The sequence below is a fragment of the Flavobacterium sp. FlaQc-47 genome (genome assembly GCF_044006475.1).
Classification (GTDB): Bacteria; Bacteroidota; Bacteroidia; order Flavobacteriales; family Flavobacteriaceae; genus Flavobacterium.
The window spans coordinates 377231-397330 of the sequence record NZ_JBIPCQ010000002.1; the positions used below are offsets into that span (position 1 = coordinate 377231).

The following is a 20100-nucleotide window of genomic DNA, read 5'->3' on the forward strand; positions in this document are numbered from 1 at the left end:
AAATTCTATAAATCAAACGATTATACAAACCTTATTTTTGCAAACTTAAACAGTTTATGCATGTAAATTATGTAAAAAAATGTTAATTGTGATAATTTAGTCTAAAATCGCTGCGATTCCAGGTAAAACTTTTCCTTCTAACATTTCAAGCATTGCCCCGCCACCAGTGGAAACGTAGCTCATTTTATCTTCGAAACCGAATTGTTTTACTGCTGCAACTGAATCTCCTCCTCCAACTAGTGAAAAAGCTCCTTTTTCTGTCGCTTCGGCAATATATTCACCTAAAGCGATGGTTCCTTTTGCGAAAGATTCCATCTCAAAAACTCCTAATGGACCGTTCCAAAGAATTGTTTTTGACTCTAAAATTACTTTTTTGAAGTTTTCTAATGATTTAGGACCTGCATCAAGACCTTGCCATCCGTCTGGAATTTCTTTTACGTCTACAACTTTTGTATTTGCTGTATTGGAGAAATCATCAGCCGCAATAACATCTACCGGAATGTGAATTTGTACTCCTTTTTCTTTTGCTAATCTTAAAATTTCAAGTGCCAGTTCTTGTTTGTCATCTTCACAAATAGAATCTCCAATTTTACCACCTTGTGCTTTAATGAATGTAAAAGTCATTCCGCCTCCAATGATCATGTGATCTACTTTGTCTAAGATATTTTCTATTACTGTAATTTTAGAGGAAACTTTTGATCCTCCAAGAACTGCAGTAACTGGCTTTTCGCTATTTTTTAATACTTTGTTTAAGCTTTCTATTTCTTTTGCCAATAGTGTTCCGAAACATTTTTCTGTTGGAAAAAATTGTGCAATAATAGTGGTTGAAGCGTGTGCTCTGTGAGCTGTTCCAAATGCATCGTTTACATAGATATCGCCAAGTGAGGCTAATTCTTTTGCAAAGGCAACATCTCCAGCTTCTTCTTCTGCATGAAAACGTAAATTTTCAAGTAGTAAAACTTCTCCTGGTTTTAAATCTTTGGCAGCAGCCTGAGCTACTTCTCCAACGCAATTTTCAGCAAATTTAACCTCAACTCCTAAAATTTCTGAAGCTGTTTTTAAAATATGCTTTAAAGAATATTTTTCTTCAACTCCTTTTGGTCTTCCTAAATGCGACATCAAAATTACGCTTCCTCCTTGTGCTAAAATAGCATCAATTGTTGGTTTTGCAGCTTCGATACGTGTTGCATCAGTTACCTTAAAATTTTCATCCAGTGGTACGTTAAAGTCTACACGGATAATTGCTTTTTTATTTTTAAAATCGAAATCGTTTAAAGTTTTCATTAGATAATTTTTTAGTTTTTTTGAAAGAAAAACAAATATAGAACTTTTAAAGTTTCAATAAATATAAAAATAACCTATCTGTAACAGCGAAAACGTTATAAGTTGAGAAAAAAAACAAATTAGCTCTTAAATTGTTGAAAATGCTTAATCGTGAACAGGACTTTGCGTACAAGGACAATTACTGATGGCCTGCAGGAAGTCGAAACCAATAGTTATGGAGTGTGTACCTGTATTGTAGTTTCCTAAATCGTTGAACATTACCTGGTAAGAATATCCAAAATAGAACTTGGACTTCATGAAACCAACCATTGGCCCAACTGATAATGGTTTTGGAAACTGGTCGTTTAAGAAACGATATGAAACTCCTATCCAGTAGTAATCTTCGTAACGATTGTAACGTCTGTATTTGAAGTTGAAATCGGTTGTGGAACGTTGATCACTTGCGAAGTATTGGTAATAAATAGACGGCTCATATTCGATACGGCTGTTTTCTCCATCTTTAAACACATATCCTGAATATACCTGATAATTGGAAAGTAAGCTAGGCTCAACTCCTCTGTATTTATCGGTATTTTTCTTTAAAACGTTATTGGCATTAAAACTCACATAGAAACTTTTGTTACGGTATAATGCACTAATATCAAAATTACTATTAGCATTATAGCGATTGTCTGTAACTCCCGGATCAATAAAAGGCTGATTAGGTGTACTAGTAAATTCATCTGTATCAATACGGAAAGTATTGATGTTATACGAAAGTCCAAAGGATAAATATTGCTTAGAATAATAATCTAAAATAATATGGTGTGCAAAGGAAACTTTTGCTCCTGTTTGTCTTGTGTAACCATTTTTATCGTTATAAACATTTATACCAACTCCTGAACGATCCAAAACTCTAAAATCGGCATATACCGATTGGTTGTCGGGTGCATCTTTAATACCAACCCATTGGGTAAGTCCATTGGCTCTAATTCTAAGGTTATCCCCAATACCGGCAAAGGCAGGTGAAATAACAAAAGGATTGTCCGCTAAATATTGCGTAAAAACCGGTAGGTTTAACTCTTGGCTGTAACTTGTTGTTACAGCCATGAGTACTAAAGATAAAATAAACTTTTTCATTGTGATAATTTTTTTAGATAACATGATTAGGGGCTCTTATTTTGTTATCTGTATAAAGTGAAATGTCCTACAAACTCCCTCGCATCTTTCTCGTCATTCAATTTAAGAACATACCAGTAATCTCCTGATGGTAATTCTGCACCATTATATCTACCATCCCATTTTTGACCGTAGTGGTATTTAGCAATTATACGACCGTATCTGTCGAAGATTGAGAATTCAAGGTTGTTGTAAATATTAGTACAACCAGGTCCCCAATTATCATAAACACCATCTCCGTTAGGAGTAAAGTAATTATCAAGACACACATCGATATATGTTGAAGGAACAGTTATTGTTGCTGTACATCCGTTTTGATCTCTTACTACAACTACATAATCTCCAGATTTGTAAATTTTGTATTTGTTTGAAGATGTAAACGGCTCTCCGTTGAAACTGTACTCATAAGCAGGTGAACCACCGGCTGCAGTAACTGAAATGATATTCATTTCTGCTTGTCCTGTAGATTCTGCAAGAGTCAATGGATCGTATGCTTTTATGTCAAAACTAATCGTTGGTACTTTACAACCGTTTGTATGTCTTGCGATAATAAAGTGTCTACCCGGAGCAACATTTGTGAAGATGTTACCTGCCTGGAATGGACCTGCATCATTGTCAAGTGCATAATCAATTTGTGTAAAGTCGATATTGCTCTCGTCAATTGTAATTGTTACCATGTTAGATTGTGCATTGTTCACACAGTCATAGCTGATTTCTACAGTTGGATCAAGAACTACCGGTAAAGGCATATTCTCTACAAACTCGAAACTACATCCCTGAGCATCGTTAACATACACGGTATGAACACCACCTGAAAGGTTCGTAAAATCAAATATTGTCTGATCTATAGCTCCCTGTGTATATGTACCATCTTTTTTATCAAGACTTACGCTATATGGCGCTGTACCTCCTCTAACTTCGATACTAAATGCTCCGTCTTTATCATCTTTACAAACTTCTGGAATCATAGAGTTTGCAAGTTCAGTAACAATAAGCGGTTTAGGTTGTGTAATTTCAATTTCATCTACTACATAACAACCATTTTCATCTTGTGTAACTATAGTATAAATACCCGCAGTTAATTTCTCGAATGTGTTTTTAGTATCAAACTGATTCAAGTCTGGTGAGATAGCATATTTAACTAAACCTGTACCACCAGCATAAGTCATCACGATTTTACCATTGTTATCTCCAAAACAAGAAACATTTGTTGCAACGTGTGTTGTGCTTAAGCCTACAGCAGGCTCTTTGATTTCAACAGGTTTTACTACTGCATCACAATCACCACTTACTACTCTTACGTTGTAAGTTCCTGCGATCAGTCCTTCGAATCTACCATCTGCCTTAGGTCCTTGTAATATACCTCCGGCTGTAGTTTCTAATGTATAAGCGTAGTTTCCTAAAGCTCCGTTTGCAACTGCTACGATAACTCCGGTTTCTTCACCTGTACATTTTACAACTGCGTTAGTCGTATCTAAGTCTAAAGTTAAAGGCTCTAAAGTATCAATTTTAATTTCATTAGAAATACTAGCCACACAATTATTAGCATCTTTTACAAAGTATTGGTATTTACCAACCGGCACTTGTATTGTAACAGATCCTGTAAATGGAGGAGTACTATAAGTAACACCATCTGCGCTATAAGTGTACGGAGCGTTTCCGCCTGTTGCACCTAATGTAAGGATAGTTTCTGTATCACATGTTTGTGATGATGCTAAAGTTAATTCAGCAATAATTTCTGTTGGCTGATTAATGACAATATTAGTTGATGTTACTGAACAGTTATATCCGTCAGAAACAGTAATACTGTACGTTCCAGCAGGTAAGCCTGTGAAAACAGGATCAGTTTGCGGACCTGAAACAGCAACCGGGTTCACTGATAAGTAATTTAATGTATACATATAGTTACTTCCCTGACCACCTGTTGTTGTATTTACAGTAATTACACCGTCTCTACCTCCAAAACAAGATAACATTGCTGCATTTGGTGTAGCATTTACCTGAATAGGATCCGGTACCACTAATTCAACTATTTCAGAATCGATACATCCTTTACCATCTTTGGCGCTTACTGTGTAAGATCCAGCTTTTAATCCTGTAAAGTTTCCATCAGTTCTATAAGCAACAATTACAGCACCGTTTAATGCTAATTCATAAGTATAATTATTATCCCAACCACCTGTTGCAGAAGCAGAGATTTCACCATCATCATAATTTAATGATGTACATGTTATTGGGCTACTTGTTATTTGAATGTCTAATTTAACTGAAGGCTGTGCGATTGTAAACACAGTTGAAACAGTACATTCTGGTTTCCCTTTTAATTTAGCCGTTACAGTATATGTACCTGCAACAAGGTTTGAAATCAATTCCGGACCAGCACTTGCAGATGTTCCTGAAATTACTGCAGGACCTCCTGTGATAGTGTAATCGAAAATACCTGCTTCATCTGAAGGATCAGTTTGATTGTCGACAAAGGTTAATTCAACGCTTCCTGTATTTGTACCAAAACAAACTTCTGTTACAATTGGATTAACTTTAATCTCAAATGTATTAGGATCTGCCACATAATGTGCTTTTTGAATGCTACATCCTGTTGCCGGATTTGTTACTGTTATGATATAACTTCCTATTGTTAAACCTGTGAAGTTACCATTTGTTTTTGTCTGGTCATAAGTGTTATCCGTTCCTTTAACCGTATAGTTTAAAAGAACAGGCGTTCCTCCTGTTGTTCCCACAGTAATTGTAATTTCTTCATTAGAAATACAAGTGATAGCAACATTTGCAACATTAACCACATCTAAACTAATGAATGGATTAACTTTTACAGGTCCTGCCGGAGCTCCTGCACAACCGTTACTATCCGTAACGTTCACAGTATAATTACCTCCTAAGAAATCAGATTCTGTATAAACGTTTTTATCGCCTTTTTGAACTGAAGCTCCGTCTCTGAAGAATTCATAAGTATACACTTTTGAACCTCCGATGTCGTTACCAACTGTACCAACTGTTACTGTTGCATAGTTAGAAGCATTAGTACCAGCTGTACAACCGTATTGTACTACTACCGGAACCGGAACCACAATTAATGCTGGTTGTGGTACTGTAATATCTTCTGATGCCTCACAGTCTCTACCGGAAACAACTGTTACAGAATAATCACCTGCTTCAAGATTTTCAAAAACAGAACTTGTTTGAAGTGGTCTGGTAACAGCTACTCCTAAAGCAGTAGTACCTGATAATCTATATCTGTAGATTGGGTTATCATTTATACCTGGTAACAAACTTGCTGTAATTGTTCCATCGTTTCCACCGAAACACGTTACCGGAGTTTGTTCAAGGGCAATTCCTGTAATTAATGTAGGTTCAGATACATTTACTTTTACTATAAATTCACAACCTGTATTTACATCTCTTACTCTTACAATATGATCACCCGTAGTAACATTGTTAAATATTGCAGGAGTAGTTGTAACAATAGCTCCGCCATCTAATGTATATCTGTAATTTGCAGTTCCAGAACCACCAGTTGCAGTTGCTGATATACTACCACCATTTGTAACATTACAAGTTGGCAATGCAGTAATCGTAGCTTCTAATTGTAATGCAGGTAAAATAACTGCCGAAGCTGGTATTGTTACCTCACATTCATTAACGTCTTTAACTGTTACATCATAAGTTCCTGAAGCTGTTACTGTAAATTTATTATCTGTTTGGAAACCGTTTCCAATGCTGTATTGGAATGGAGCCATACCGCCAGTTACATTAACAGTGAATGTATACTCACCAGTTGTAGTTGGACATTGACTAGCAATTACAGTTGTAAAAGTTGGTAATGGATCTGTATCAATTACTATTGGAATGAATGTTTCACAATTTTTAGCATCGATAACATAAGCTCTCCACGTCGTACTTGTAGCAGGATCTAAAATAGTACTATTACTAGTTTTGTAATCCGCTGCTATTGGAGTACCAGTTCCCTGAATAAATGCGTATTTGTAATCCGGAGTTCCTCCCGCTGCGATTACAGTAACCTCAGCACCTTTATTACAATTAGCATTAATATTTACTGTTTCAGTTAATGATAATGCAGCTGGCTGACCTACAGTTACTGAAGCAGTAGCCTGACATCCTGTAATATTATCAGTTACCTGAATTGTATATGTACCTATTGGTAAATTAGTTAAAGTAACCACTTTACCTGTCTGAGTTAATGTACCAGTCGTAGGACCAGCAATTAAAGCAGCTGTATATGTTCCTGCGAAGTTATCAACGTCGAATTTAACAGAACCATTTGATTCACCGTTACAAACAACATCATTTATTAACTGACCCGCAGTTGTAATATTAATTAGCGCATCAACAGTGTAAGTTGCCTCATCTGTACAACCGTTGTCATCTGTAACTTTAAAAGTATAAGTTCCTGCCGGTAATAAAGTGAATACTCCACTAGTTGCTCCGGAAGTGTTTGTAATAGCACTTGCAGGAGAAGTAATTTCATAAGCTAATGTTCCTACACCATGACTAACATTTACAGTAACTGTACTTGTAGTATTTGCTGCCGGTGTACACCAGATTGGCGTTCCAGTAACAGTATCAATAGTTGGAGGATCTAATGCTGGTATAATAATATTTACCGGAGCAGCAATTACACAGTTATTAGCATCCTTAACATAAGCAGTTACAGTTCCTGAAGCAGATGTTACGTACGTATTTGTTGTTCCGTAAGTAATTCCTCCGTTGAAACTATATTGATATGGAGAAGTACCTGTTCCTGTAGTTACATTAATTGTAACCGTTGCAGGTTGTGCAGCATTTCCAGCATCACAAGTTAATCCCTGAGTTAAAACAGCTGTCGCCGCTAAAGCTAAAGGTTCTGTGACAGTAGCTTTTATTAATACTGATTCACATTCTTTGGCATCTTTTACTACGATATCATAAGTACCTGCAGCTAAATTTGTAAAGATGTTTGTATCTACAAAAGCACCTCCGTTGATACTGTACTTGTAAGGAGCTAATCCATTAGAAGGAGTAACTACAATACTACCATCTGTACCACCTGTACAACTAACATTATTTTGTATAGATGATGCACTTGGTGTTGTTCTTGCCGTTACTTCTACCGAAACAGAAGTTGCCTGACATCCCTGACTATCTGTTACTCTGAAAGTATAAATTCCAGGAATATTAGTTGTATACGGCAATGGTAACGCTACCGCAGTAAATGTTCCTCCATTGAAACTAACTTCAAAAGTATTGTAAGTTAAAGTTCCCTGAGTTGCTAATAAATTTATAGTAGCATCACCAGCACAAGTATAATCATGTGTCAGGGTAGCTTTTAATAATAATTGCTGATTTAATGTGTAAGGTCTTGATACAATACAACCATTTCCATCTTTAATGTAGAATGTGTAGTTTCCTGGCGCATTCAATACAAAATCAGGGCTAGATTGATATCCGTTTCCAATACTGTACATTGGTGTTCCAACATAAGTTCCAGTAATAGTAATTGGAACCGGACCTCCTGTGTAGCAATATGGAACTGTAGATGTACCAATTGTAGGTGGTAAATCTGAAGCGATTACTACATCTAATTTAGTAGTACAACCGTTAGCATCCATTGCATAGAAATCCCAGTTTGTACTTACTAGTGGGTCAAGTACTGCATTTTCAGCAGTATCATAATCACCGGCAACTGGTGTAAATCCGTCAATACCAAATGCATATTTGTAACCAGGTGTTCCGCCAGTAGCTCTTACGATTACTTGCGCTCCAAAATTACAGTTAGCATTTTTATTACTGATTAAATTAAGAATAATAGGACTTGGCTGTGTAACATCTACTGAAGTAGTTGCTGTACATCCTGTAATTCCGTCTAAAATTTGTACTGTATAAGTTCCCGGTACTAAACCAGTAACATTTACAGTATTTCCTGTTTGAGTTACTGTTCCTGTTGCAGGAGTTACTGTTGCAGTATAAGTTCCTGTATAGTTAGCTACTGTAAATTTAACAGCACCTGTAGCTCCTCCGTTACAAATAACATTGCTTACTAATTGACCGGCAACTGTAATATTTGTAACAGGTTTAACGATATATGATTCCTGATCTTTACAACCATTACCATCTGTAACTTCAAATAAATAAGTAGCATCAGCTAATCCTGTAAAGATTCCGCTTGCAGCACCTGAAGTATTTGTTATTGCACTTGCCGGAGCAAGAATGGCATAATTTAAAGTACCAACACCATTTGTAGTTGTTATTGTAACTGTACTTGTTGTGTTAGCCGCAGGAGCACAATAAATAGGTGTTCCTGTAATATTTGTGATTGTTGGTGGGTTTAATGCCGGAATATTTACTCCATTTACAAAAGTGAAGATACATCCTTTAGCATCTTTTACTAAAACATTAAACGTTGTTCCAACAAATGACTCATATGTATTTGTAGAACTGTAATTAGTTCCATCAAAACTGTATAAATATGGTGAAGTTCCGCCAGATGCAGTTACGGTAACAAGAGCTTTTGTTGCTGCATTACCAGTAGTACATGTTAATGGAGTTGTAAGTACACTTCCCGCTGTTAATGGCGAAGGTTGTGTAATTGTAATTGAACCACTTGGGTATAAACATGATTTAGAATCTCTAACTGTAACAACATAAGTCGTTCCGGCAGCTAATCCTGTAAACACATTTGATGTCTGGAAAACTCCTGCTCCTAATTGATATTGGTATGGACCAACACCAGAAGTAACATTTACAGTAATTGTACCATCTGTACCACCATTACAACTAACATTAGTTTGAGTAGTTGTAAATAATGTTGGCTGAATAGGATCTAATTTGAAAGTTGTCGTTGCCTGACATGCAATTGGCAATTTAGCATCGCTTACTCTAAAGATATAATCTCCTAATACACTTGTAGAAAGAACATTCGTTGGCATAGTAGTATATGTACCTCCACCATCTGTAGAATATTCGTAAGTATAAAGTGTGTTATATCCACCAGTTGCAGTCAAAGTAATTTGAGCATTTGGTGTTGGAGTACAATCTAATTCTCTTGTTAGTTTAGCTGTCAGGAATAATTGCGGTTTAACTTCATAAGGAACAGTTGCAGTACAACCATTACCATCTTTAATTACCAGATTATAAATTCCTGCTGCATTAAATGTAAATGTTGGACTTGCCTGGAACGCACTACCGTTTACACTATAAGAAGCTGCTCCAATAATTGCCGGATCAACACCCCCTGTAATTGTAAATGTAAATGGAGTACCTGCATAACAAATAGCTGCAGGTGCAGTAATTGTTGGGTCTGCATCTTTATCTAATGTTATATCAAAATCTTTAATACAACCATAAGCATCTTTAGCATAAACGGTATAACTACCTGCATTTCTATTAAAAGTATTATTAGTTAACCAACCTGTACTTGCAGCAGTTGGTGCCGCATCTGTTGCTAACAATAATTGATAGGTATATGGTGCTGTACCATCATGTCCAGTAGCCGTAATAACACCTGAATTAGGATTACAATTTGCATTTTTAGAAACTGCAGCCGTAACTGAGAACAAAATTGCAGATTGAGTAATGTTAAACGGAACCGTAGCAACACTACATCCTGCATTTGTAGCACCAGCAGTTTCTTTTATAAGAACAAAATAATTACCAAAAGGCAATGGTCCAAGATTAGAAAGCGTAAGAATTCCGTTTGCAGGAACTGAACCTGTTCCGGTAATTCCTGTTGATACTAATGATTGAGAATTAAATATCTCGTAACTAATAGGTGTTGCAGCAGGATATGTACTTGAAATTGTAAAAGTTACTTTACCATCTGCACTTCCTGTACATGTAATATTATTTGCTATAAGAGCATTTGTTTTTAATGTTGAATTTGTTGGAATTGGAGTTGTAGCTGTTTCATAATAGTAACAACCTGTTCCGGTTCCACCGTGTGCTGCGTCAGCATCATATACAATAAAAGTATATGTCACACCTGGCAATAAGTTTGTAAAGGTTGTTTTTTTACTTCCTGTAGCATCTTCAGGTAACCACGTACCTGCAGGATACACAGGAACAGTTCCTGTATAAATACCAAAGTAAAACGGACCTGTACCAATAATTGTCGTTGACGTTCCTATAGATACAACTGCAGATCCTCCAGTAGAACAATCTGCTGGTGGTGAAAATACATTTATATCCAAATCGTCTGGTGGAGAAGCAACTAATATGTTATTTACTGATTTAGTACAACCGTTTGCATCAGTAATAATGATTTCGTATAAACCAAAATCAACTACATCAAATACTGCTGTTGCACCAGTTTGATTTGTAAATTTTTGATCATAACCATTAACTCCTGTTACATGATAAATATAATTTGGAGTTCCGCCACTTACACTGTTAATTGTGATTCTTCCTAAAGAAACGCCACCTGTAACACATGTTATTGGTGTTGCTTTGTAATCAAGTAAAATAGGTGTTGGTTCATTAATTGTAATAGGGAATGTATCTGTACATCCTTTTGCATCAGTTACTTTAATAGTATATACACCTGCGGCTAAGCCAGAGGTTTGAGTACCATAATCAAATCCTGTTGTAGTATTTAAAACATTGAATACAAATGGTGCTTGTCCTTTTGTATTGTCAATAGTAATAGAAATTGCAGCTGTAGCATCACTATTACAATTTATAAATGCTGTTTGTACAACATTTGTAATATCCGGATTTACCGTTGGGTTTACAACAATTGGCGTTGTAGTTGTAACTGTACATCCTTTAGCATCTGTTACTGTAAAAGTATATGATCCCGGTGTGTTTGTAGTAAAAACTGAACCAGCAAAAGTACCTGTTGTCGGTGAACTTGTATAAGTAAATGGACCGCCGCCACCTGTTGTTGTTAAAGTGATTTGAGCTGCAGTTGGTGTACTACAAGTAATGTCTTTGTCTAATACAGCTGTTAATGCCAATGGATTATTAACTATAACAACATTGCTGTCTGCTGTACAACCGTTTCCGTCTTTAATTCTAACAGTATAACTTCCCGGTGTAGTAATTACAAATGTATTACCAGTTTGGTAAGAAGCACCATTATCAATACTGTACGTTACCGGAGCAACTAATCCAGCACCCGGAGTTGCTGTAATAGTATAAGTTCCTACACCAAAACACTGACCTGTTGCTGAAGCAGTAACAGTTGGAACAACATCTTTTGTGATTGTAATATCTAATTTGAATGTACAACCATTTGCATCAATAATATGAACATCCCAATCTGCATTTACTGCAGGATCTAAACTGGCAGTATTTGAATTAACATATGCTCCGATAGGTGCATTATTTTGTACAAATGAATATCTGTAAGCTGGTGAACCACCTGTAACATTTACTGTTACACTTGCAGTTGTAATAGAACAGTTTCCGTTTACAGTTGTATATGTTGCTGCTAAAACTGCAGGCTGGTTAATTAAAACCGAAGCTGTCGCTGTACATCCAGTTCCCTCATCTGTAACAATAATAGCATAAGTTCCCGCTGCCTGATTAGTCAAATTGATAACCGAAGCAGTTTGTCCCGTAACAGCAGTTCCGCCATTAACAGTATAGCTATATGTAGTTGCATAACCTGCAACTGTGTATCTCGCAGAACCGGTAGTTCCAGCGTTACACAATACATCGCTTGTTTTTGTTCCAATAAGAGTTATTGGAGTAACCGGATTTATAGTGTGAGCTTCTGTATAGAAACATCCGTTTGCATCTGTAACTTTAAACAAATAAGTTCCCGGAGCAAGATTAGCAAAGCTGTTAGATGTTTGTTTACCAATAATAACCGGAGACGGAGCAATAGTTTCGTATTGTAAAGCACCTACTCCATTTACAGCCGTTAGTGTTACTGTAGTAGTTGTAGCTGTACAAGTAACTGCTGCTGCTGCAAAAGTTAAATCTGTTGGAGGGTTTAATCTCAACAATGTACCTGAACCCGTAATTGTACATCCTTGTGCATCTTTTACAGAATATGTATAAGGTTGATCTGCACCGTTATCATTTAATGTAAATGTATTTGTAGTTACAAAACCACCTCCGTTGAAACTATATTCATATGGAGACGTTCCTGTCAATGGTGTTGCATTAATTGTAATTGTACCGGCAACTTTTCCATTGCTGGTGTTACAAGAAAAAGGAACTTCAGTTACCGTCGCTGCCAATTGTGTTGGAGCTGTTAAAGTAACACTAACTGTTCCTGTACAGCCTTTAGCATCTTTTACATAAAAAGTATATGTACCTGCTGCTAATCCTGTAAATAACGATTTTTGACTGTAAGTTATATCATCATTACTATATGTAAATCCTCCTGCACCACCTGCACCTGTTAATTGTACAGAACCATTATTTCCGCCATTACATGTTGGATTAATGTGTGTATCAGTAACAGTTGGGCTTGTAATAGTATTTACTGTCGTATTTGTTGTAGAAGTACAACCATTCGCATCCGTCACTACAAAAGTATAACTATCTGCATTTGCAAGAGTTACCGGATAAGTAAATGAAGCTGTTGAGAAAGGCGCGCTTGGAGTACTTGCAGCACCGCTTCCTTTTGCAACAGTATAAGTAAATGGAGCTTTACCACCAGAAACTGCAACAGTAATAGTTGCGTTTGGTGTTGGAGAACAATCCAACTCTTTTGTTACTGAAGCAAGAGCAACTAATTGAGGGAAAATCGTTAATGAAGTTGCTGCCACAGCAGTACATCCGTTTCCGTCTTTTATTGTAACTGTATATGTTCCGGCCGGAACATTAAATATATTGCTTGCCTGGAAAGATGTTCCATCAATACTGTATGATAAAGGAGCTATTCCACTACCATTAGCAGTAATTGTAAACGTAGTTGCTGCACCAGAACATTGGTTGTTATTTGTGGCAGTTACTGTAGGCAGAGCATCTGTGTCAATATGAATACTATTTGTAGTAATACAACCATTAGCATCTTTAGTATAAACATCCCAGTTTACATTTGCACCAGAATTTGTATCCACAAAAAGAACATTACCACTTGCAAAAGTTGTTGGAGCTGTTGCTCCTGCTGTTACAACTGCATAAGTATAGTTTGGAGTTCCTCCTGTTGCTGTAACTGTAATTTCTGCATTGTCGTTATTACAATTGATTTTTGTTGACGTTGCTGTAAAAGTCAATGCGTTTGTTGGCTCACCAACTGTAACTGTAGCAGAATTAAGACATCCTGTTGCATTATCTCTAACCTGAACGGTGTAAGTACCTGCTGGCACATTAGATAAAGTTAATGTATTTCCTGATTTTACTAATGTTCCTGTTCCTGCAGTTAATGTTTGTGTGTAAGCACCAATTGTTGCATTTCCTGAAACTGTAAAAGTAACTTTACCTGTTGAACCACCTTTACATAATACATCATTGTCTTTATTTCCAACTATTGATATTGGAGTAACGGCATCAATTGTATATGGTTTATCAAAATAACATCCGTTAGCATCAGTAGCTCTAAAGTTATAAGTTCCCGCTGCTAATCCTGCAAATATACCTGTAGTGTTTGAAGCAACAGAAGCTGCCGGAGATGTAATTGAATAAGTAATTGTTGGTACACCATTTACAGCTGTTGCCGTAACTGTTGTTGTAGTTGCTGTACAAGTAACTGCAGCAGCACTAAATGTAATATTTGTTGGAGAGTCTAATTTATTAATAGTAATGGTCTGAACTCCGGTTTTACAACCTTGAGCGTCGCTAACTACATAAGAAATTATTTGGTTCGTACCATTATCTGTAACAGTTAAAGTACGTGTATTTGTAAACGTTAATCCACCATCAAAACTATATTGGTAAGGTGAAGTTCCTGATGTAGGAAGTGCAATAGTAACTGTAGCCGACTGTTTTACATTTGATGCATTACAAGTAAATTTAGTAGCACTTGCCGTAGCAGTCAAAGTTGTTGGCTGAGTAATACTAACAGTTGCCAATACAGATTTACATCCTTTGCTATCCATTACCTGGTAAGCATAAGTTCCTGCAGCTAATCCTGTATAATTTGATTGCGCTATAAATGCTGTTGGTGCCGGTACAATAGTATTATTATAAAATAAATAAGTATATCCACCTGATCCGCCTGATCCCACTAATTGTACTGATCCTGTTGAAGCACCATTACAAGTAGCATTAACCGGAGTAGCTTTTACTGTTGGGTTTACAATTGGGCTTATGATTGCACTTACAATTGTAACACAACCTTTAGAATCTGTAATTTCAAAATAATAAGTATCTGCTGTATCTGCAGAATAAGTAAATGAAGTTCCGATTACAGCAACACTAGCACTGTAAGTTCCTGTACCTTTTTTAACTTTATAAGTAAAATTAGCAGAACCTCCAACAATATCAACTTTAATCGTTGCATCTGGCGTAGCAGTTGTACAATCTAATGTTTTAGAAATTGTTGCACTACCTTTTAGTTCCGGTGCAATTACGATATTGCTTATTGTTGCTTTACAATTATTACTGTCAGTTACCACAATAGTGTGAGTTCCAACTCCAACATTTGCAAATGTATTTGAAGCCTGAGCTGGCTGACCGTCTAAACTATAAGTTAATGCTCCTGTTCCTGTCGCCGTTACAACAAGTGTAGATTGATTTACAGTATCATAACATAAGTCTGAAGTAGCAGCTAAAGTTGCAGTTGGTGCTACTGGTGCATTAATATCTACACGTACTGAAGCCGGAGATGCACAAGAATTAGCATCACGTGCTACTACTGTATAAGATCCTGCAGCTACATTAGTGAATACGTTAACACTTTGAAATGGAACTATTACAGTAACACCATTTGATGCACGTAATTCATATTGATAATTAGGAGTTCCTCCAACAGTCGTTGCTGTAATAGAAGCTCCATCAGTACAAGTAGGCTGTTTTGTAACCTGAGCTGTAACTGTTAAAGCCGCTGGCGCTTTTACTTCATGTGTTAATGGAAATACACAACTAGTAGCAGAAGCATCATAACGAACTTTTATATCATAATTTTTATTTGTTAATCCGGTAGCTGTTACAGGAGAGACTTGAGAGTTAATCCAGGTAACACCATTATCTAATGAATAATCAAATCCGTAAGGTAATTTGAAGTTTTGAGCCGAAATTGTGATTTCACCATTATTAGATCCCGCACAAGTAAGATCTTTTGATCCTGTAACTGCTGCTGTAAAGGCTTTGTCTGTACCTACAACAACCGGGAAATCTTTTGTAGCAAGACAAGATTCTGGTATCTGACGAACCCAGATATCATCTATAAGTACATCATTACCATTAAAAGCATTATTGTAAGATCTAATTACAAAACTTAAATTAGTGTAAGCTCCAGGATTTAATGACAATTCTTTATATTCCCATTTATCAGATTTAGGTACAACCCATGGACTTGCAACCGGAGTTGTAGCCACAATAGTTTCTGTACCGCCTACTCCATTCAGGTTATTTACTAACTGAATTGTTAATTTTGGATCGTCATAATTCGGAAATGCTTTCTTAATTAAATTCTCTGCCCATAATGAAATTATTACAGGTTGGTTTACGATAACATCTTTAATTGGTTTACTATATAAAATACCTCCAATACCAGCTGTTCCTCCAACATTTACGCATAAAAACCTTCCGTTTACATTAGTCGGTGTAGTATGGTCTTTAGCGACTAACCAAGTACCAAAAGTTGTTTTAATACTACTTGCTACGGCATACTTTCCATCATTAATCTGGTAATCTGTAAAAGAACCGCAAGGATAACCAACAGGGTGAGGTGTAGATTCATCTTCAAAACAATACGCAGGATTAATTCCCGGAGTTGTTGTATAACCTCCTAAACCAAAATCTTCCTGAAGTAAATTACTATAAGTAGAAACTGTAGTTACAGTATATTTAACCGAAATTGTATGAGTACCAGATGGAACATTTAAAAATACATTACTTGTAATTGGAGTGTTAGGAACCCCATTTCTAAAATATTCATAACTATAATTTCCAGAAGTACCGTTTGTAACCGTTACAGTACTTGTTGCAGTACCATTACAATTAAATACAGGATCTTCAACTTTAATAGTTGGTTCAGCTGGTTTTTGATCTAAAGTAACCGTGTAAGGAATTGTATATTCGCAACCAACAGCATCTTTAATTTTTAAGATGTATGAACCTGGCAACACATCTTTTTCACTTGTAGCCTGCCATGTAGCACCACCATCAAAACTATATTGATAAGGAAGAGTTCCTCCTTGTGCATTATTAATTCTTAATTTACCACCCATTTGACCAAGTGTACATCCTGCCAAAGCTGCAACACCACCTGATGCTGTAACAGCAGAAGTTGGACCTGCAATGATTTTTTGTACTGCCGGATCTGAACAATATTTAATTGTAGGCTGACCAAATTCTGGCGTATACGTTATACCATATCGAACTATTACATTATAAGTTCCCGGTTGTAAATTAGAGAATACAGGATTTGTTTGAAAAGTTCCACCATTATTAATACTGTAAGACATACTATATCCGTTAGCATTAGTAACATTTACCCTAATTTCAGAGTTATCATTATAACAAACACTATTTGTATTTGTAATTGTATAGGTTGGTTTTGTATTATTTGCAACTACAACTGTTCTGGTTAATGTACAGTTATTTTTATCTACAATTTTAATTACATAGGTTCCCGGAGCAGTAACGATGTACTCATTTGAACTTTGAAAAACGGTATCACTATTTATAAAATAAGAGTACGGAGAATTTCCGCCTTCAGTAGTAATTTTAATTTTTCCGTCACTACAAGATGTTAATGGTTCAACTAAAGCAGCTGTTGCTTTATATTCGTTCCATACCTGACCTATATAAATGTATTTTGTATCCTTACAACCGTCATCTGTAGAAACTTCTACTGTATAGTTTTGGTTTGTAGCTAAATTATCAAAAGTATATTCAGCTGCAGCAACCGGTCCTATATTATATAGTAAGTTTCCGTTATTATAAACTTTATAATAGTATTGTGGGTTAGCATCATTTACAGCAACTTTAATTCTACCTTTTTCTCCATAACACAATGGTTGAGTTACTTCTGAAACAACAGCAAAATTTCTTTGTCTGATTTGAATATTAGGAACTGTAAAAATACAAGGATTTTGAGTTACGCCAGTTTGTCTGATGTATACCGTGTAAAATCCTGCTGTAGTTACATTAAAAATATTACTTGCCTGATAAGTTGTACCATTAATACTGTACTCATATCCTGCAGGAACACCTCCAACTGTAATAGTTCCGGGTTTTCCACAAATAATATCGGTATGTTTTTCAGTTGGATTTAATGAATTGGTAAATACATTAAAGTAGAAACGGTTAAAACAACCACCTGCATAATTTAATGTCAACCTGTATTGTCCCGCTATTTTCGCTTCATAATTTGGTCCGGTCGCAACCTGAGTCCATGAACATGAAGTACCTTCATTAGCACAACTTGCACTAATTGGAGCGGCACAACTTGCCTCATCCAGTTTTTCCCAAACAAGGGTAGAACCATCAGATATATGAGTTTCGATTAATCTGGAATCATTTGCACCACACAAGAAAAGATTAGGTAATTCTTTTCCGTTATTAGGACAAATTAATACCTCACCTTTATAAGGAGCTTTTGCATATGGAAGAACCGGATTAGTTGTTGTTGTACCAAATCTGGTTACTGTAAAAGCCTGGTAAATTGATCTACATGGCGCAGCAGCTAAATTGTAAACGTAATATACTCCAGGATCTTTTACTTTCAGAATTTGTCCTGTTCCTATTTGTTTAGTACGAGCCTCGTCACTATACCAGGTATAAGAAGTATATCCGTTAGCAGCAACCAAATCAACATCCTCTTTACACAAAGTTGCAGTTGCAGTATATTTACAGCCATCAACACCTACTAAAAAGTTAGTCGCTTTTGGAGTTAATATACATCCTGTATTGGTGTTAACACTTGGATCATCTGAAATTTGGAAATCAGGATTTAAAGTACCTTTGTAAGTTGCATATGCCGAGTTATCGATACTATTAGAACATGCCTCACTTAATGAATTACAATCAGGAACAACCTTAACTTTAAAACTGATGACTTTATCTGATATTGAATTCGCTTTAACAACAGAATCATCAATTTTAAATACAATACTTCTGGTAGCAGGATCATAACTTTGAATAGTTACACCTGCCGGTAAAGGATTTATATCTGTAGGATAATTAAATATAATATTAATAGGCAACTGATCTCTAATTGTTAAACCTTTAGCATCATCATTACCTGTGTTTTTAAAACCTATTTCATAATTTAATTGTTGCCCTAATGTTACATCCTGGTTTCCAATATCTACACCCGCAGAGTTTTTTACGATTTTAGTAAGTACAATATGCGGTTCAATAATGTCTACCGCAAAGGCATTAAAATAATAAAAATAAACATCCTGCGTACTTCCTAACCTAATATTTGCCGAAGTCGCATTATTATCAATTACTATTCCCCCGGGTTTTAAGAGCGTTCCCGGATTATTAATATTTAAAATACCGGCATCATACCCTAAAGTATTCTCACTTGCCGGGTTTCGATTTAAGAAATTTTCTGTTTTATCCGTAGCCGGATCAACATAAGTTACACTACTGTTAAAGAAGTTATTTGATGGTCTGATAATTGTATTTGCTGCATTTGTAGCAGTAATTGTCGTTCCGTTAATTTGTAAATAATCCCCTTGAATAGGTTGATCACCTTCTAAGGCTGCAAAGGCAAATTTCACACGAACCGGACCGGTAGGAATGGTTTTAAATCCAGAAACTGGAATATCTAATGTAGTAGCCCCGCCAATTCCGCTAAAACCGTCAAATGAAGTAATAAATTTTGCAGGTAAAGTTGGATCTTCATAAACAACAAAAATAGACCAACCTGCAGACAAACCAGTTCCGCCATTAGATCCTTCACTGGATTTAACATTTGCCACAGTATACAATCCCTGAGCATTTGTTTGTCCCGCAACTAACGAAGTAATATCTGCATAACATGCATATGCTTTGTTATTATCACCACCAATTGGTGCTGCATTAGCATCATGAATAATTTGACCAGTAATATCATTATAGCCCCCTGTAGGTAACTTAATCTTTACTTTTTCTATACCTGTACGATCATTTTGCTGAAGAATAGCTCCCCAATACAAACCGGCATAGACGATTTTATAACAGGCAGGTTTCGGTACAGTCAACGTAGCACTACTAGAACTAAAAGTAGTATTATCATTATCGACATCAATATATTTCATACTGAAATCAGAATTGAATCCAGCACCATTATAAGCGTCTTTTGGACTCCTATTATTGGTTTCCCTGTTCAGGATATTGTTACCAATAAGTAACATATCTCCTTTTAATCTCTTGTCAAATCTTGGCGTAAATGGCTTAAGATTTTGAGAAATTACAAAGTAACTTTGAAAGAAAATCAAAGCTATTAAAATCAATCTTAGGTTAGTAGGTTTTTTCATAATCATTTTTTTGTTTACTTACATCTTATCCTCTAAGGGGCATTAGTGAATAAAACAATTAGTATTCTATAACATTTATTATTATGCCCTTCTTAATTGCTTAAGAAGGACCGACTCA

The 20100-nt window shown here is 36.0% G+C and carries 3 protein-coding genes; all 3 read right to left on the reverse strand.

All coding sequences use genetic code 11. From position 1 onward, the window contains the following. Positions 1–96: 96 nt before the first annotated feature. The gene (locus tag ACHRVX_RS07675) at positions 97–1284 is read right to left on the reverse strand and encodes a phosphoglycerate kinase (RefSeq protein WP_395330905.1); all 1188 of its coding nucleotides are present in this window, start codon (positions 1282–1284) and stop codon (positions 97–99) included. 144 nt (positions 1285–1428) lie between these two features. Continuing rightward, entirely contained in the window at positions 1429–2403 is a 975-nt protein-coding gene (locus tag ACHRVX_RS07680; protein ID WP_395330907.1) for a type IX secretion system membrane protein PorP/SprF, read from the reverse strand. 44 nt (positions 2404–2447) lie between these two features. Next, complete coding sequence (locus ACHRVX_RS07685) at positions 2448–19982, reverse strand: T9SS type B sorting domain-containing protein (protein WP_395330909.1); 17535 nt, start codon at positions 19980–19982, stop codon at positions 2448–2450. Between the last annotated feature and the right edge of the window lie 118 nt (positions 19983–20100).